Here is a 14,864-nt window from a genome sequence, read left to right as displayed (position 1 = left end):
CCCCCCCCCCCCCCCCCCCCCCCCCCCCCCCCCCCCCCCCCCCCCCCCCCGACCCCTCAACCCTCCTGCCTGAGCAAGAAGTTGTACACATCCCCTTCCTCCACATTCAGCAACGCCACCCAGTCACCGCTGTGATGCGGGTTGTCCTTGATAGCCCCTACGCGATACCCGCGGTGGTCGCGCAAGTGGCAGACAAGCCCTTCGTCAGTCTGGCGCAGCGGTTCGATCTTCCAGGGATCCGTTACTTCGGCATGCCAGTAGAAGCCCAGGTATCCATTACGGCTCACCCCCAGCGTCTTGGTTTGTGGGCGCCCTGGAACAGTGATGTGATAGTGCAGGCGGTCATCGGTAGCTGAAAGGTAATGGAAGTCCATCAGTGGTGAGTCCTGCCGCCCACCGGCTTGCAGCCAGTCATCCTCAGGGGTCACGCCCCAGCTGAACTTGTCTGAACTGCGGCTGAGGCGCAGTGGCACAGTGCTGTTGGCTACACGCATGTACAGCCGGGCGCGAAACGAACGGGCGAAATGTGCCTCAATGGCGCTATCCATAGGGGGTTCCTCGAAAGCCTGTTGGGGATAGGCACGCTAATGCAGCATGCCAAACCCCAGCAGGCCGAAGGCTTTCCCTCGTTGCCTCACGCTGCCTGCTGGCCCTCCAGCAGCATGAACAGCCGGTACAGCACCACGGTGCTGTACAACTGCAGGAAGCCGCTGAGGCTGTCCATGACCAGCTCTGTGCCAGGGGAGGGGTCGGGCAGGGCCAGCAGCATCAGCCCATCAATCAGCCAGATCGGTGCCAGTGCACCGACCATGCACACCAGAATGCGCATGAAATGGCCCGTGGTCATGCGGGCGCTCTCGCGCATGGCCTGCACTGTCGGCAGGCCGCGCAGTACCAGCAGGTATTCGGCGAACACCAGGTTCACCATGATCCACACACCCGGAATGACGAACAGGGCCAGGCCCGCCATGATCAACAGCGAGCTGATCAGAATCAGCAGCGCCAGCGGCGGCCACAGTTGCACGGCGCGGGCGAGCAGGTCGCGGTTGGCCACCACTTGGCCGTTGCTGCGGGTGTCGAGAAACAGGATCAGTGCGGCGCTGTACAGCGGGTAGCACAGCAAGCTGATCAGCATGCCGTAGGCCGGTGAAGCCTGGTCGCCCAGCTGGCGATACAGCAGTTGGGTGATCAGGGCTTCCAGCACCACCAGTGGCAAACACAGCGGCAGGATGGCGCCGAGGTGGCGGTAAAAGAAACTCAGGGAGTCGCGCAGGACGCTCAGCGGATTCATCGGTCAACATCGCATGGCAATTGAAACAGGGCGGTAACTTTAGCCCAAAGCACGCCTGGAGCTGTCACTTGCTGAAAAAAGTTTCACGGCGCAGGTGATTGAATCAGGCGCCGTCACGCCCCATCTTTGAGGCTGTCCGTTGCCCTGCTACCCACGAGGTCGCCCATGAATACCGAAGAACAAACCCTGATCGATGGCCTGTTTGGCCGCATCAAGCAAGCCGAGGACCCGAACCAGCCTCGGGATGCCCAGGTCATGGCCTGCATCGAAGCGCACCTGCGTCAGCAGCCGGCGGCGCCGTACTACATGGCCCAGGCGATTCTGGTACAAGAGGCTGCCATCAAGCAGCTGGACGAGCAGAACAAGCAGCTGCAGGCCGAGCTCAAGCAAGCGCGCGCCCAGGCCAAGGCTGCGCAGGCAGGCAATGCCGCGCCCAGCTCGGGTGGCGGCGGTTTTCTGTCGAGCATCTTTGGCACGGGCGGGCGCAGTGCAGCCCCGGCTGCGCAGCCGCAACGGCCTGCTTCGGCCCCCGTGGCACCGTCCGCTGGGGGCTGGCGCGAGCCGTCGGCCCCAGGCTTTTCTCAGCCGCAGGCCCAGCAACCTGGCGTTGGCGCGGCCCCTGCCCCTGCCCGCAGTGGTGCCAGCAGCTTCCTGGGCGGCGCCATGCAGACCGCCGCGGGTGTAGCGGGGGGCGTGTTGCTGGCGCAAGGCATCAGCAGCCTGTTCAACCACAACTCGCAGCCTGAAGAGGTGGTCGAGGTGATCAAGGAAGAGCCGTCACCGGCCAGCGACAATGGTGGCTGGAACGACCAGGGTGGTCAGCAGCAGGTGGCCGACAACGGCGGCTGGGGCAGTGACCAGGGCGGTTACTCCGATGCCGACTACGGCGGCGACGAGGGCGGGTTCTTCGACGACGACGACTCCTACGTCTGACAGGTCTGGCATACTGCTGGCTTTAGGGGGGCGCATGGCGCCCTCCTGTCATTGAGCCAGACCAGAGGTGCCGAGGTGAAGAAGATCGCGCTGTTCGCCGATGTGCAGAACCTCTACTACACCGTGCGCCAGGCCCACGGTTGCCATTTCAACTACACCGCCTTGTGGAACCAGGTCAGCCGTGAAGGCCAGATCGTCGAGGCGTTCGCCTACGCCATCGACCGTGGCGACAGCAAGCAGCAACAGTTCCAGCAGATCTTGCGCAACCTCGGTTTCGAGGTACGTCTGAAGCCCTACATTCAGCGCAGCGACGGCTCGGCCAAGGGTGACTGGGATGTGGGGATCACCCTGGATGTGATCGATGCGGCCAGCCGTGTGGACCAAGTGGTGCTGGCGTCGGGCGATGGGGATTTCGACCTGCTGCTGGAGCGTGTCATCCAGCGCCACGGCGCCGACGCTGTGGTGTATGGTGTGCCCGGGCTGACAGCCTTGTCACTGATCCGCGCCGCCACCCGCTATGTGCCCATCGAGGGCGCGCTGTTGCTCAAACACTAGGTTTTCCATGGAACGTATTGCTGTCATCGACTTTGAAACCACCGGCATATCCCCGGGTACTGGCTGCCGCGCTACCGAAGTGGCGGTGGTGATGCTGGAGCGCGGCCGCATCGTGGCGCGTTATCAAAGCCTGATGAACGCTGGCGTGCCGGTGCCGGCCTTCGTCGCCGGCCTCACGGGCATCACCACGGCCATGGTGCGCCAGGCGCCACCGGTGGACCTGGTGATGAACGAAGTGGCCGAATTCGTGGGGGCCACGCCATTGCTGGCCCACAATGCGTCCTTCGACCAGAAGTTCTGGGACTACGAGCTGGGCCGCATCGGCCGTAGCCGCAGCCAGTCGTTCGCCTGCTCCCTGTTGCTGTCGCGGCGCTTGTTGCCAGCGGCGCCCAACCACAAACTGGGCACCCTGACCCGCTGGGCCGGGCTGCCACAAACCGGCACCGCTCACCGGGCCATGGCCGATGCCGAAATGGCCGCCAACCTGCTGCAACACCTGGCGGGTGTGCTGCGCCAGAGCCATGGTGTGCAACAGCTGTCCCACGACCTGCTGTGCCGCCTGCAGAAAACGCCCGCTGCCAAGGTTCGCGAGGCGTTGGCCAGGTACTGCTGAAAACAGCCAAGTGTGCTGCTGATTTCACCCCGCTCTGTAACGTAGCGCGCCCAGCGGGCGCCGTTACACTGCACCACCCGTAAACGGATTTCGAGTGTGCCCATGCCTGCCCCCCGTCGCTTTCCTCTGGTGCTGATCGGCGCCTTCCTGGCCTTGTACCTGGTGTGGGGTTCCACTTACCTGTTCATCCGCATTGGTGTGGAAAGCTGGCCGCCGATGCTCATGGCGGGTGTGCGCTTTGTGATCGCCGGTAGCCTGTTGTATGGCTTCATGCGCTGGCGCGGAGCCCCCGCGCCAACGTGGGTACAGTGGCGGGCAGCGGGCGCCGTCGGCTTTCTGCTGCTCAGCTGTGGCAACGGGGCGGTGACTGTGGCCGAGCATGCCGGGGTGGCGTCCGGGGTGGCCGCGCTGGCGGTGGCAACCGTACCGCTGTTCACCTTGCTGTTCGGCCTGATGTTCGGTTATCGCAACTCCAGGCTGGAATGGGCAGGCATCGCGCTGGGGCTGCTGGGTATCGCACTGTTGAACCTGGGGTCCAACCTGCAGGCCAGCCCGATGGGCGCGGCTTTGCTGATTTTTGCGGCAGCGTCCTGGGCGTTTGGCTCGGTGTGGAGCAAGCGCCTGCCGATGCCCCAGGGGCCTATGGCCAGTGCTGCGCAAATGTTGGTTGGCGGCGCTGTGCTGCTGATGGGCAGCCTGCTGTCGGGCGAGCGCATGACGCACATGCCTACCGCTGCTGGCTGGGGGGCGCTGGCGTATCTGGTGTTCTTCGGCTCCATTCTGGCGTTCAGCGCCTACCTGTACCTGCTCAAGCATGTACGCCCGGCGGCCGCCACCAGCTATGCCTACGTCAACCCGGCGGTCGCCGTGCTGTTGGGCATCGCCTTTGCCGGGGAGCACATCGGTGCCGAGGAGTGCGTGGCGATGGCCGTGATCATCGGGGCGGTGGTGCTGATCGGCCTGCCGCAGTGGCGCAAGGCGCCTCCGGCTACCGGTGAAACCTGCAAGTAGGCCGGGGTGATGCGGTAGACTTGCCGCCTTCGCTGAACCCCTGATGGTATTGCCATGAATTTCGCCAAACTCGGCCTGATCGAACCGCTGCTGCGCACCCTGCAGCAACTGGACTACACCACCCCCACCCCGGTGCAGGCCAAGGCCATCCCCGCCGTGCTGGCCGGTCGCGACCTGATGGCCGCGGCCCAGACAGGCACCGGCAAGACCGCAGGCTTTGCCCTGCCTGTGCTGCAGCGCCTGGCGCTGGAAGGCGAGAAGGTCGCGCCCAACTCGATTCGTGCCCTGGTACTGGTGCCCACCCGCGAACTGGCTGAGCAGGTGCACAACAACGTGCGCGAATATGCCGAAAACCTGCCCCTGAGTACCTATGCCGTGTACGGCGGTGTCAGTATCAACCCGCAGATGATGCGCCTGCGCCGTGGTGTCGACGTGCTGGTGGCCACCCCTGGCCGGCTGCTCGACCTGTTCCGCCAGAACGCAGTGAAGTTCAACCAGGTACAGACGCTGGTGCTGGACGAAGCGGACCGCATGCTTGACCTGGGGTTTGCCGAAGAACTGCAATCGGTCTATGCCGCACTGCCGCGCAAGCGCCAGACCCTGCTGTTTTCGGCCACGTTCTCGGACCAGATCCGCATGCTGGCGGGCCTCGCCCTTAATGACCCGCTGAGCATCGAGGTAAGCCCGCGCAACGCTACAGCTTCCAGCGTCAAGCAGTGGGTGGTGCCGGTGGACAAGAAGCGCAAGCCGGACCTGTTCTGCCACCTGCTGCGTAAGCAGCGCTGGAAGCAGGTGCTGGTCTTCGCCAAGACCCGTAACGGCGTCGATCAGCTGGTTGAGCGGCTGCTGGCCGAGGGCGTGAATGCCGATGGTATCCACGGTGACCGGCCACAGGCGACGCGCCAGCGTGCGCTGGACAGTTTCAAGGCACGTGAGGTGCAGGTGCTGGTGGCCACTGATGTCGCCGCCCGTGGCCTGGACATCGATGACCTGCCGCTGGTGGTCAACCTGGACTTGCCCATCGTTGCGGAGGATTACGTCCACCGCATTGGCCGTACCGGACGCGCCGGCAACACCGGTGAGGCGATTTCGCTGGTGTGTGCAGACGAGGTGCAACTGCTGGGCGCCATTGAAGTGCTGACCCGGCAAAGCCTGCCGCGTCACGAGGAGCCGGATTTTATCCCCGAGCACCGGGTACCGTTGACCGATGCCAGTGGCCAGGTGATCAAGAAGCCGAAAAAACCCAAAAAGCCCAAGGAAACCAGCGCCAAGCGCGGTTTGGGCCGCTGGATGGACAGTGCCGAGGCGGGCAGTGCGCAACCGGCAGTGAAGGCCGTGCGCAAGGTGCCCAGCTTCAACGGCGGCCCCCGCAAGCGCAAACCCTGACCCTGTAGGCGCGAGCGTAGCTCGCGATGCGCCGCTGCGCGGCGCCCATTACCCTCGCAGGGCGGCCAACCAGTGCGCGGCTGCGCGCCCTGCGCGCAGCCCGCTGGCAAAGCACGCGGTCAGCAGGTAGCCGCCGGTCGGTGCCTCCCAGTCGAGCATCTCGCCGGCACAGAACACCCCCGGCATGCCTTTGACCATCAACCCATCGTCCAGCCCTTCGAACCGCACGCCGCCCGCGCTGCTGATGGCTTCATCCAGGGGGCGTGTGCGCACCAGGGTGATTGGCAAGGCCTTGATCGCCCGGGCCAATGCATCGGGGTTGGCAAACGTAGCCTGATCGGTCAGCTCGCGCAGCAGGGCTGCCTTGACCCCATCGATACCCAGCTGACCTTGCAGATGCCTGGCCATGGAGCGCGAGCCGCGGGGCCTTGCCAGGGCCTGGACAATTTTGTCCACAGGCTTGTCCGGCAGCAGGTCCAGCAACAACTGCCCCTGGCCGGTACGGTTGATGGCTTCGCGTACGGCTGCCGACCAGGCATACACCAGGCTGCCTTCCACGCCTTGCGCCGTGAGAATGAACTCGCCCTTGCGTGGGGGGCTGCCTGGCACGCTCAGGGCAATGTTCTTCAGCGGTGCACCGGCGAACTTCTGTTGCAGCAGTGCGCTCCAGCCCTCAACCTCGAAGCCGCAGTTGCTGGGCTGCAACGGGGCGATATCCACAGCCCGCTGCGCCAGCAACGCCTGCCAACTGCCATCAGAGCCCAGGCGCGCCCAGCTGCCACCGCCCAGCGCCAGCACTGCCACAGCCGCTTCGACCTGCCGTTCGCCCTGTGGATAAGCAAACCGCAGCGCGCCCTCGGGGCTCCAGCCCAGCCAGCGATGGCGGGTGTGGATAACTACCCCAGTGTCGCGCAGGCGCTTGAGCCAGGCGCGCAGCAAAGGGGCGGCTTTCATGTCGCTGGGGAAAACCCGACCCGAGGTGCCCACAAACGTTTCGACGCCCAAGCCATGTATCCACTGGCGCAATGCGTCGGCATCGAAGCCACGCAGCAGGGCGTCGATCTCAGGCTGGCGCTCGGCATAACGGCCCACGAACGCCGGGTAAGCCTCGGAATGGGTGATGTTCATGCCCCCCACGCCAGCCAGCAGGAACTTGCGCCCTACCGAGGGCATGGCGTCAAACACCTCCACAGCCAAGCCCGCCTGGGCCAGGGCTTCGGCTGCCATCAGGCCGGCAGGGCCTGCGCCGATGACGACGGCGGGAAGGGATGGGGGGCAGGTACGGTCAGGCATGGTAGGCAACAGACTGTGGAAAAGTGGCGCATTCTAGCGCAACCACACCCCTGAGCGTACTGCTCAAAAAATGATCATGTCTCTGCAGGCTTTGATTGGCAAGGCCTGCAGCGTCTTTCGCGCAGGTTATCCACAAGCGGTTCCACAGTCATTGTGAACAACTCAAAACCTGCGCGGCACTGCGGTGCAGAATACCGTGGCGCCGGGCCAGGGCCGCCCGGTCCTTGCTGTAGCCACCCCCTATGACGCCTGCCACCGGAATGTCCCGGCCCAGGCAATGCCCCAGTACCGCTTTATCACGTGCGGCAACGCCTGCGTCTGTCAGTTGCAGGTAGCCCAGTGCATCGTCCTTGTGCACATCCACACCGGCGTCATACAGCACCAGGTCGGGTTGATAGAGCGGCAGCAGGTAGTTCAAGGCATCGTCCACCACCTTCAGGTAGGCTTCATCGCCCATGCCCCGAGGCAGGGGGATATCCCAGTCACTGTGGGCCTTGCGTGCCGGGAAGTTCTGCTCGCAGTGCAGCGACACGGTGATGGCTTCCGGGGTGTCCTGCAGGATACGTGCGGTGCCGTCGCCCTGGTGCACATCGCAGTCGAAGATCAGCACCCGATGCACACGGCCTGCTTCCAGCAAGTAGCGGCTGATCACGGCCAGGTCGTTGAAGATGCAGAAGCCCGCCGGGTGGTCGTAATGGGCGTGGTGGGTGCCGCCCGCCAGGTGGCAGGCAACGCCGTGCTGCAAAGCCATTTCTGCGGTGAGCAGCGAGCCGCCGACTGCCCGCACGGTACGCCTGGCCAGCGCCTCGCTCCAGGGCAGGCCAAGGCGCCGCTGGTCTTCGCGGGGCAGTTCACCTTGCATGTAGCGCTGGATGTACTGGCGGTCGTGGGCCAGGGCCAGAATGTCGACCGGGCAGATCTCTGGCCGTAACAGCGCCTGGTCGGTCGTCAGGCCGGTGTCGACCAGGTGATCGTGCAGCAGGCGGAATTTTTCCATCGGGAAGCGATGGTCTGCCGGAAACTCCGGGCTGTAGTCTTCGTGATAGATCAGCGGCAACGGCATGGGGCGCTCACATTCCGGGGGCAGTGGTGATCTTGCCATTATCGAGGGTGCACTTTCTCGGGCAATCGGGCATCTCATACCAGGCGTGTGGCACCCCCTGATCGCTGCCAGCGCTAAACTTGCCTCAAGCATGCCGTGACCGGAGCAACCCGCAATGACCCCCATCCTGCAACTGGAAAGCGCCCGCCTGGTATTGCGCCAATGGCATGACGATGACCTGCGCGAGTTTGCTGCGTTGTGCGCAGACCCGCAGGTGATGCGTTACTTTCCGGCGCCGCTGACCCGGCTGGAGGCCGCCGGGCTGATTGGCCGCCTGCGGGGCCACTTCAATGAATACGGCTTCGGCCTGTGGGCGCTGGAGCGCAAGGACAGCGGGGCATTCATTGGCATGGCCGGCCTGCTCAAGGTCAACTTCGACGCGCCCTTTGCCCCGGCGGTGGAAATAGGCTGGCGGCTTGCCCGCCGCCACTGGGGCCTGGGGTTTGCCAGTGAGGCGGCCTGGACGTGCCTGCGTTGCGCCTTCGCCCAGTTGCGGTTGAACGAGGTGGTGTCGTTCACCAGCCAGCTGAACCTGCCCTCGCAAAAGGTCATGCAGGCCATCGGCATGCAGCAGGACGAGGCAGGCAGTTTCGAGCACCCCCGCATTGCTGCCGGCCACCCCTTGCGGCCGCACGTGCTTTACCGTATCGACCGCGCCCGCTGGGAGCAGACCCTGCGCACCGACTGAACCGCCAGGGGTGGCAGTGCTGTCAAACCCTGTATTATTTCCCGCATTGGAAGGGGCTGGCCGTTGCCGGTACAGCGCCGTTGAATCATGTGCCGCCTGCTGGCGCACCGCGAGCCAGGCTCGCCAAGAAGGAGAACCCCACCGATGAGCCATGTGTTGGACGACCTGGTCGACCTGTTGAGCCTCGAACCCATCGAAGAAAACCTGTTCCGCGGGCGCAGCCAGGACCTGGGCTTCCGCCAGCTCTACGGTGGCCAGGTGCTGGGGCAGTCGCTGTCGGCCGCCAGCCAGACTGTGGAAGACGCCCGCCACGTGCATTCGTTGCATGGCTACTTCCTGCGCCCGGGCGACGCCAGCTTGCCAGTGGTGTATTCAGTGGACCGCGTGCGCGATGGCGGCAGTTTCAGCACCCGGCGCGTGACGGCGATTCAGAAAGGCCAGACCATTTTCACCTGCAGCGCCTCGTTCCAGTATGACGAAGAGAGCTTCACCCACCAGGCGCCAATGCCCGATGTGGTCGGCCCGGAAAACCTGCCTACCGAGGTGGAGCTGGCCAGTGCCATGGCCGAGCAGCTGCCTGAGCGCATCCGTGACAAGGTGCTGTGCGCCAAGCCCATCGAGATCCGCCCGGTGACCGAGCGTGACCCGTTCAACCCCAAGCCCGGCGACCCGGTGAAGTACGCCTGGTTCCGCGCCGACGGCAAACTGCCAGACATCCCCGCCCTGCACAAATACCTGCTGGCCTACGCCTCGGACTTCGGCCTGCTGACCACTTCGCTGCTGCCCCATGGCAAGTCGGTGTGGCAGCGTGACATGCAAATCGCCAGCCTGGACCATTCGCTGTGGTTCCACGGCAACCTGCGTGCGGACGAGTGGCTGCTGTATGCCACTGACAGCCCGTGGGCGGGCAACGCCCGTGGCTTCTGCCGCGGCAGCATCTTCAACCAGGCCGGGCAACTGGTGGCTTCTTCCAGCCAGGAAGGGTTAATCCGCCACCGCAAGGACTGGGCATGAACCTGGGCGGGGTTCGCCACTGGGTGTTCGACATGGACGGCACCCTGACGGTGGCGGTGCATGACTTTGCAGCCATCCGCGTGGCGCTCGATATCCCGCCTGCAGCCGACATTCTCACCCACTTGGCCGCCCTGCCCGAAGACGAAGCAGCCGCCAAGCATGCCTGGCTGCTGGCGCACGAACGTGAGCTGGCCCATGCCTCGACGGCTGCCGATGGCGCAGTGGACCTGGTGCGTGAGCTTGCGGGCCGCGGCTGCCGCCTGGGTATTCTTACCCGTAATGCCCGTGAGCTGGCGCACGTGACCCTCGAGGCCATCGGCCTGGCAGACTATTTTGCGGTATCACAGATTCTTGGGCGTGACGAAGCCGCGCCCAAGCCGAGCCCCGACGGGTTGCTGAAAATTGCCAGCGCCTGGGGCGTTGCCCCCAGCGAACTGGTGATGGTAGGCGATCACCGCTTCGACCTGGCGTGTGGGCGAGCAGCCGGCGCCGGGACGGTGCTGGTGAACCTGCCGGAAAACCCCTGGCCCGGGCTTGCCGACCGCCACGCTGCCGATTGCCACGCCTTGAGGGCGATGCTGGGTTGACCAGCCCGTCTATGCTCACCCGCACCCTTTCCCCTGAATGGAGCAACCATCCATGAGCAGCAAGGCCATCTACGTTCAGCCGGGCGGCGGCTATGACAAGGTCGAAGTCGGCACCTGCGAGGCAGCGGCACCAGGCGCAGACGAGATTACCGTGCGCCTGCACGCCAGCTCGCTCAACTACCATGACTTTGCCGTGGTCAGCGGCATGTGGGGCCCCAGTGAGCGGCGCATCCCCATGGCCGATGGTGCAGGTGAAGTGATGGCAGTGGGCAGTGGGGTGACCGAGTTTCAGGCAGGCGACAGCGTGGTCAGCACCTTCTTCCCTGACTGGCTGGATGGCCAGGCCAACGTCGAAGGCTTTGCCAGGGTGCCTGGCGATGGCCTGGACGGCTATGCCCGCGGGCAGGTAACGGCGCCTGCCACGGCGTTCACCCGGGCCCCGAAGGGCTTTAGCCATGCCGAGGCCGCCACTCTCACCACCGCAGGCCTGACGGCGTGGCGGGCGTTGATGAGCGACGACCGCCTCAAGCCAGGCGACACGGTACTGGTGCAAGGCACGGGCGGCGTGTCTATCTTCGCCCTGCAGTTCGCCAAACTGGCTGGTGCCACGGTTATCGCCACCTCGTCCAGCGATGCCAAGCTCGAGCGCCTGAAGGCGCTGGGCGCCGACCACCTCATTAATTACACCTCGACCCCGGCCTGGGGCGATAAGGTACGGGCATTGACCGACAACCGCGGCGTTGACCATGTGATCGAGGTGGGCGGGCCGGCCACGTTGGAACAGTCCATGATTGCCGCGCGCATCGGCGGGCACGTATCGCTGATCGGCATTCTGACCGGCGTGGCCGGGCAACTGCCGCTGGTGCAGGCGCTGGTGCGGCAGATTCGCCTGCAGGGGGTGCTGGTAGGCAGCCGCGCGCAGCAACAGGCGATGGTGCGGGCGATCGATGCCAACGGCTTGCGCCCAGTGGTGGACAAGCATTTTGAGCTGGAACAGATCGTCGAGGCGTTCCGCTATCAGGAGAGCAACCGCCATTTCGGCAAGATCTGCCTGAACTGGTAGCAGGCGATTGGGGTAATGGAATGTAATGGCGCGGCTGCGCGCCAATACATTCGCGCACATCGGCAGCGCAGGTGGCTGGCTAGAATGGCCGGCTCCGTTGCGACTGATTCTCTTCCAGAGGATACCCCGATGTGCGTATTCCCCCGTTTTTGGCAGCGCGTGCTGCCTGCCTTGCTGCTGATGGCAGCCTGCCTCGGCTTCACTCAACCGGCCAGTGCCCTGCAAGTCACCGACGTGCTTGGGCGCAGTGTAAAGCTGGACCACACACCGCAACGCATCGTGTTGGGCGAGGGCAGGTTGTTCTTCGCCCTGGCGTTGCTGGACCGTGATGACCCGTTCCAGCGGGTGGTCGGCTGGCAGAACGACATGCGCCTGCTGGACCCGCACACCTACCAGGTGTATGCGCAGAAATACCCGCAAATCGCCAAGCTGCCGCTGATTGGCCAGGCCTCCGAGCAAAGCGTCAGCGCCGAGCAGATATTGGGCCTGAAGCCGGACCTGGCGATCTTCAGCATCGCCGGTGAAGGGCCCACCCAGCACAGCCCCGTGGCCGACCTGCTGGAGCAGGCTGGCGTGCCGGTGCTGTTCATCGATTTCCGCGTGCACCCTATCAAGAACACGCGGGTCAGCATGGAGGCGCTCGGCACGGTGCTGGGCCGCGAGCAGGAAGCTGCCGAGTACCTGAGCCTGTACGATCGCCACCTGAAGCGGGTGACCGATGCGGTGGCCGGGCTCAAGGACAGTGAACGGCCCAAGGTGTTTCTGGAACTGCTGGCAGAGGTATGGCAGGCGCCTGGCCACACCACCGGCAAAAGCGGCCTGGGCAGCGTGGTCCAGGCCGTGGGCGGGCATAACATTGGCGCTGACGTGGTACCCGGTGCGCTGGGTGATGTGAGCGTGGAGTACGTGCTGCAGGCCGACCCGGATGTGTACATCGCCACCGGTAACCGCGCGCCCGGCGTGCTGCTGGGCGCTGGCGTATCTACCGAGACAGCGCGCCAGAGCCTGGCCAAGATCACCGCTCGCCCCGAATTCGCGCCGCTGCGGCCGATCAAGGCGGGCCAGGCCCATGGCCTGTGGCATGACTTCTATAATTCGCCGTTCAATATTCTGGCTATCGAAGCCATGGCACGCTGGGTGCACCCCGAGCGCTTCAAGGACCTCGACCCGCAGGCGACCATGGCTGAAATCAACCGCATGCTCAAGGTAGGCCTGGACGGCCAGTACTGGGTCGACGCCAAGTGACCGCGCAGGCTCTGCCCGGCGCCCAGCAGGCTGCCTGGCACTACCGCCGGGTGCTGTGGCGGCGCACCTGGCTGGTGGGCGCCCTGGCATTGCTGCTGTTGGTTTCGGTGCTGTGCGACCTGGCCAGCGGTGCGTCGGGCATGAGCCTGGGGCGCCTGGTGCAGGGGGTGTTCGACCCGGCCACCCTCAGTGCCACCGAGCGGGTGATCATCTGGAACGTGCGGCTGCCGTACGCGCTGATGGCGGTGCTGGTGGGGGCGGCGTTGTCGCTGGCGGGCGCAGAAATGCAGGCCATCCTCGACAACCCGCTGGCCAGCCCCTTTACCTTGGGGGTGTCATCGTCTGCCGCGCTGGGCGCGTCGCTGGCCATCGCCTACCCGCTGGGCATCGCCTGGATGGCGCCGGGGGTACAGGTCACGGTGATGGCGTTCGTGTTCGCCTGCCTTTCGGTGGTGCTGCTGCAGGCCATGTCGCGCTTGCGTGGCGCTGGCGTAGAAAGCCTGGTGCTGTTTGGCATTGCCCTGGTGTTCAGCTGCAACGCATTGGTGTCACTGCTGCAACTGCTGGCTACCGAGGATGTACTGCAGCAACTGGTGTTCTGGACCTTGGGCAGCCTGGCCCGGGCCAACTGGGACAAGCTCGCCATTCTGGCGCTGGTGCTGGCGGTACTGCTGCCGTTCTCGTTGCGCGCCGCGCCGGCCATGACCCTGCTGCGCATGGGCGAGGACCGCGCCCGTAGCTTTGGTGTGGACACCCGCCGCCTGCGTTTCGCCTCCCTGCTGCGCATCAGCCTGCTGTCGGCAACTGCGGTGGCTTTCGTTGGCACCATCGGCTTCGTGGGCCTGGTGGGCCCGCATATCGCCCGTTTGCTGGTGGGCGAGGATCAGCGTTTCCTGTTGCCCGCCAGTGCGCTGGTGGGGGCGCTGATGCTGTCGCTGTCATCCATTGCCAGCAAGGCGATCATGCCCGGCGTGATTGTGCCGGTGGGTATCGTCACTGCTTTGGTCGGGGTGCCGATCTTCGTGGTGCTGGTGTTCCGCCGGGGGAGAAAACTGTGAGCCTGTTGATCCAGGGTGTATCGGTAGCCTACGGGGCACGACAGATTCTGCACGAGGTGAGCATGCCGGCGTTCCCGGCCGGCAGCCTGGTGGCCCTTGTGGGGCCCAACGGCGCAGGCAAGTCCACCCTCCTGCGTGCGTTGGCGGGGTTGGAGCGCATGCGCGGGGGCCTTAGCCTGGACGGCCAGGACGTCACCCGGCTGGGCTTTGCCGAGCGCTCGCGGCGCCTGGCCTACATGCCCCAGCAACTGCCCCCCGGCATTGCCCTGGGTGTGCTCGAAAGCATCGTTGCCGCCCTGCGCGTGGGCAGTAGCGACAACCTGTTGGGCCATGCTTTCGAAGCCTTGCGCCAGTTGGGTATCGAAGGGCTGGCCGAGCGCTCGCTGGACAGGCTGTCGGGCGGCCAGCGCCAGCTGGTGGCCCTGGCCCAGTTGCTGGCGCGCAACCCTCAGGTACTGCTGCTGGACGAGCCCACCAGTGCACTGGACCTGCATTACCAGTTGCGGGTGATGGACGCCGTGCGTGAGCGCGTGCAGGCGCACCGGTTGCTGGCCGTGGCAGTACTGCATGACATCAACCTGGCGGCGAGCCACGCCGACTGGCTGGTGGTGCTGCGCGAGGGCAGGGTAATCGCCTGCGGCGCCCCGGCTGACGTACTCAAGCCGGACCTGCTGGCAGACGTCTATGGCGTGCAGGCACGCGTGGAACGCTGCTCCCAGGGGCGGTTGCAGGTACTGGTGGACCGGGCGCTGGCCTGAGGCGCCCTGCTGCACATTCAAATGAAAAACAAAAGCTTCGCCTGGCCCGGTGGCGCGATCGGATATGCCAATCGCGACATTTGGCGTTGCTGGAAAAGCGCTGTCGTGATCGAACAGTTCCGAGGCGTTCTCGTGTAATTTCCCACATGCTTGCGGGGCTTAAATGAAGCCCGAACCGCACCGGCACGTTGCATTTGATGCGCTGCACACATCAACAACAGAGCGCTAGCAACCTGCCTTCACCCCGAATCCCAAGGAGCTTTTTTC

General features: G+C 65.0%; 16 protein-coding genes. 12 read left to right on the top strand and 4 right to left on the bottom strand.

Annotated elements, in window-relative coordinates; all coding sequences use genetic code 11:
- Positions 1-56 precede the first annotated feature (56 nt).
- On the bottom strand, positions 57-548 hold the full coding sequence (locus IAE38_RS13365) for a hypothetical protein (RefSeq protein ID WP_201217944.1): 492 nt from the start codon (positions 546-548) through the stop codon (positions 57-59).
- A gap of 86 nt (positions 549-634) precedes the next feature.
- Positions 635-1,291 carry a YciC family protein gene (locus IAE38_RS13360; RefSeq protein WP_201217943.1) on the bottom strand — a complete coding sequence of 219 codons (657 nt, stop codon included), beginning with the start codon at positions 1,289-1,291 and terminating at the stop codon, positions 635-637.
- Positions 1,292-1,456: 165 nt separating this feature from the next.
- Here IAE38_RS13360 and IAE38_RS13355 point away from each other — a divergent pair, with 165 nt between their 5' ends.
- The 5 genes from IAE38_RS13355 (at position 1,457) to IAE38_RS13335 (ending at position 5,789) form a co-directional block, all read left to right on the top strand.
- Positions 1,457-2,224: a DUF2076 domain-containing protein gene (locus tag IAE38_RS13355; RefSeq protein WP_201217941.1), complete on the top strand. Its 768-nt coding sequence runs from the start codon at positions 1,457-1,459 to the stop codon at positions 2,222-2,224.
- Between the two features lie 75 nt (positions 2,225-2,299).
- The gene (locus IAE38_RS13350; RefSeq protein WP_028632720.1) at positions 2,300-2,779 is read left to right on the top strand and encodes a LabA-like NYN domain-containing protein; all 480 of its coding nucleotides are present in this window, start codon (positions 2,300-2,302) and stop codon (positions 2,777-2,779) included.
- A 7-nt stretch (positions 2,780-2,786) separates the two neighbouring features.
- The gene (locus IAE38_RS13345; RefSeq protein WP_028632719.1) at positions 2,787-3,392 is read left to right on the top strand and encodes a 3'-5' exonuclease; all 606 of its coding nucleotides are present in this window, start codon (positions 2,787-2,789) and stop codon (positions 3,390-3,392) included.
- Positions 3,393-3,494: 102 nt separating this feature from the next.
- On the top strand, positions 3,495-4,403 hold the full coding sequence (gene yedA / locus IAE38_RS13340; RefSeq protein ID WP_201217938.1) for a drug/metabolite exporter YedA: 909 nt from the start codon (positions 3,495-3,497) through the stop codon (positions 4,401-4,403).
- Between the two features lie 54 nt (positions 4,404-4,457).
- Complete coding sequence (locus tag IAE38_RS13335) at positions 4,458-5,789, top strand: DEAD/DEAH box helicase (RefSeq protein ID WP_201217936.1); 1,332 nt, start codon at positions 4,458-4,460, stop codon at positions 5,787-5,789.
- Positions 5,790-5,837: 48 nt separating this feature from the next.
- Here the strand turns inward: IAE38_RS13335 and IAE38_RS13330 are convergent, their stop codons facing one another.
- Together IAE38_RS13330 and IAE38_RS13325 are read right to left on the bottom strand one after the other, a co-directional pair.
- Positions 5,838-7,082, bottom strand: coding sequence for a TIGR03862 family flavoprotein (locus IAE38_RS13330; protein WP_201217935.1), 1,245 nt, complete (start codon positions 7,080-7,082; stop codon positions 5,838-5,840).
- 148 nt (positions 7,083-7,230) lie between these two features.
- Positions 7,231-8,145, bottom strand: a complete 915-nt coding sequence (locus IAE38_RS13325) for a histone deacetylase family protein (RefSeq protein WP_201217934.1) — start codon at positions 8,143-8,145, stop codon at positions 7,231-7,233.
- Between the two features lie 154 nt (positions 8,146-8,299).
- Between IAE38_RS13325 and IAE38_RS13320 the strand changes: the two genes are divergently transcribed.
- The 7 genes from IAE38_RS13320 to IAE38_RS13290 all read left to right on the top strand — a co-directional run bounded on the left by IAE38_RS13320 (position 8,300) and on the right by IAE38_RS13290 (position 14,597).
- The gene (locus IAE38_RS13320) at positions 8,300-8,872 is read left to right on the top strand and encodes a GNAT family N-acetyltransferase (RefSeq protein ID WP_028632714.1); all 573 of its coding nucleotides are present in this window, start codon (positions 8,300-8,302) and stop codon (positions 8,870-8,872) included.
- A 144-nt stretch (positions 8,873-9,016) separates the two neighbouring features.
- Positions 9,017-9,886 (top strand): acyl-CoA thioesterase II, encoded by an 870-nt coding sequence (gene tesB / locus IAE38_RS13315; RefSeq protein ID WP_028632713.1) that lies wholly within the window; start codon positions 9,017-9,019, stop codon positions 9,884-9,886.
- Positions 9,883-10,473 carry an HAD family hydrolase gene (locus tag IAE38_RS13310; RefSeq protein WP_028632712.1) on the top strand — a complete coding sequence of 197 codons (591 nt, stop codon included), beginning with the start codon at positions 9,883-9,885 and terminating at the stop codon, positions 10,471-10,473. The genes tesB and IAE38_RS13310 overlap by 4 nt, the downstream gene beginning before the upstream one ends.
- A gap of 52 nt (positions 10,474-10,525) precedes the next feature.
- Positions 10,526-11,536, top strand: a complete 1,011-nt coding sequence (locus IAE38_RS13305; protein ID WP_201217933.1) for a zinc-dependent alcohol dehydrogenase family protein — start codon at positions 10,526-10,528, stop codon at positions 11,534-11,536.
- Positions 11,537-11,665: 129 nt separating this feature from the next.
- Positions 11,666-12,781, top strand: a complete 1,116-nt coding sequence (locus IAE38_RS13300) for an ABC transporter substrate-binding protein (protein WP_201217932.1) — start codon at positions 11,666-11,668, stop codon at positions 12,779-12,781.
- Entirely contained in the window at positions 12,778-13,839 is a 1,062-nt protein-coding gene (locus tag IAE38_RS13295; RefSeq protein ID WP_060481663.1) for a FecCD family ABC transporter permease, read from the top strand. The genes IAE38_RS13300 and IAE38_RS13295 overlap by 4 nt, the downstream gene beginning before the upstream one ends.
- Positions 13,836-14,597 (top strand): ABC transporter ATP-binding protein, encoded by a 762-nt coding sequence (locus IAE38_RS13290; protein WP_201217931.1) that lies wholly within the window; start codon positions 13,836-13,838, stop codon positions 14,595-14,597. The genes IAE38_RS13295 and IAE38_RS13290 overlap by 4 nt, the downstream gene beginning before the upstream one ends.
- The last annotated feature ends 267 nt before the right edge of the window (positions 14,598-14,864 follow it).

The organism is Pseudomonas sp. S32 (assembly GCF_016648095.1).
Taxonomy (GTDB): Bacteria; Pseudomonadota; Gammaproteobacteria; order Pseudomonadales; family Pseudomonadaceae; genus Aquipseudomonas; species Aquipseudomonas parafulva.
This window is presented reverse-complemented; position numbering and strand designations above follow the sequence as displayed.

Coding starts and splice junctions, on each gene's coding strand:
- IAE38_RS13320 (WP_028632714.1), top strand. CDS start 8,300: ATGACCCCCATCCTGCAACTGGAAAGCGCCCGCCTGGTATTGCGCCAA.
- IAE38_RS13300 (WP_201217932.1), top strand. CDS start 11,666: ATGTGCGTATTCCCCCGTTTTTGGCAGCGCGTGCTGCCTGCCTTGCTG.
- tesB (WP_028632713.1), top strand. CDS start 9,017: ATGAGCCATGTGTTGGACGACCTGGTCGACCTGTTGAGCCTCGAACCC.
- IAE38_RS13305 (WP_201217933.1), top strand. CDS start 10,526: ATGAGCAGCAAGGCCATCTACGTTCAGCCGGGCGGCGGCTATGACAAG.
- IAE38_RS13360 (WP_201217943.1), bottom strand. CDS start 1,291: ATGAATCCGCTGAGCGTCCTGCGCGACTCCCTGAGTTTCTTTTACCGC.
- IAE38_RS13310 (WP_028632712.1), top strand. CDS start 9,883: ATGAACCTGGGCGGGGTTCGCCACTGGGTGTTCGACATGGACGGCACC.
- IAE38_RS13355 (WP_201217941.1), top strand. CDS start 1,457: ATGAATACCGAAGAACAAACCCTGATCGATGGCCTGTTTGGCCGCATC.
- yedA (WP_201217938.1), top strand. CDS start 3,495: ATGCCTGCCCCCCGTCGCTTTCCTCTGGTGCTGATCGGCGCCTTCCTG.
- IAE38_RS13345 (WP_028632719.1), top strand. CDS start 2,787: ATGGAACGTATTGCTGTCATCGACTTTGAAACCACCGGCATATCCCCG.
- IAE38_RS13365 (WP_201217944.1), bottom strand. CDS start 548: ATGGATAGCGCCATTGAGGCACATTTCGCCCGTTCGTTTCGCGCCCGG.
- IAE38_RS13325 (WP_201217934.1), bottom strand. CDS start 8,145: ATGCCGTTGCCGCTGATCTATCACGAAGACTACAGCCCGGAGTTTCCG.
- IAE38_RS13330 (WP_201217935.1), bottom strand. CDS start 7,082: ATGCCTGACCGTACCTGCCCCCCATCCCTTCCCGCCGTCGTCATCGGC.
- IAE38_RS13335 (WP_201217936.1), top strand. CDS start 4,458: ATGAATTTCGCCAAACTCGGCCTGATCGAACCGCTGCTGCGCACCCTG.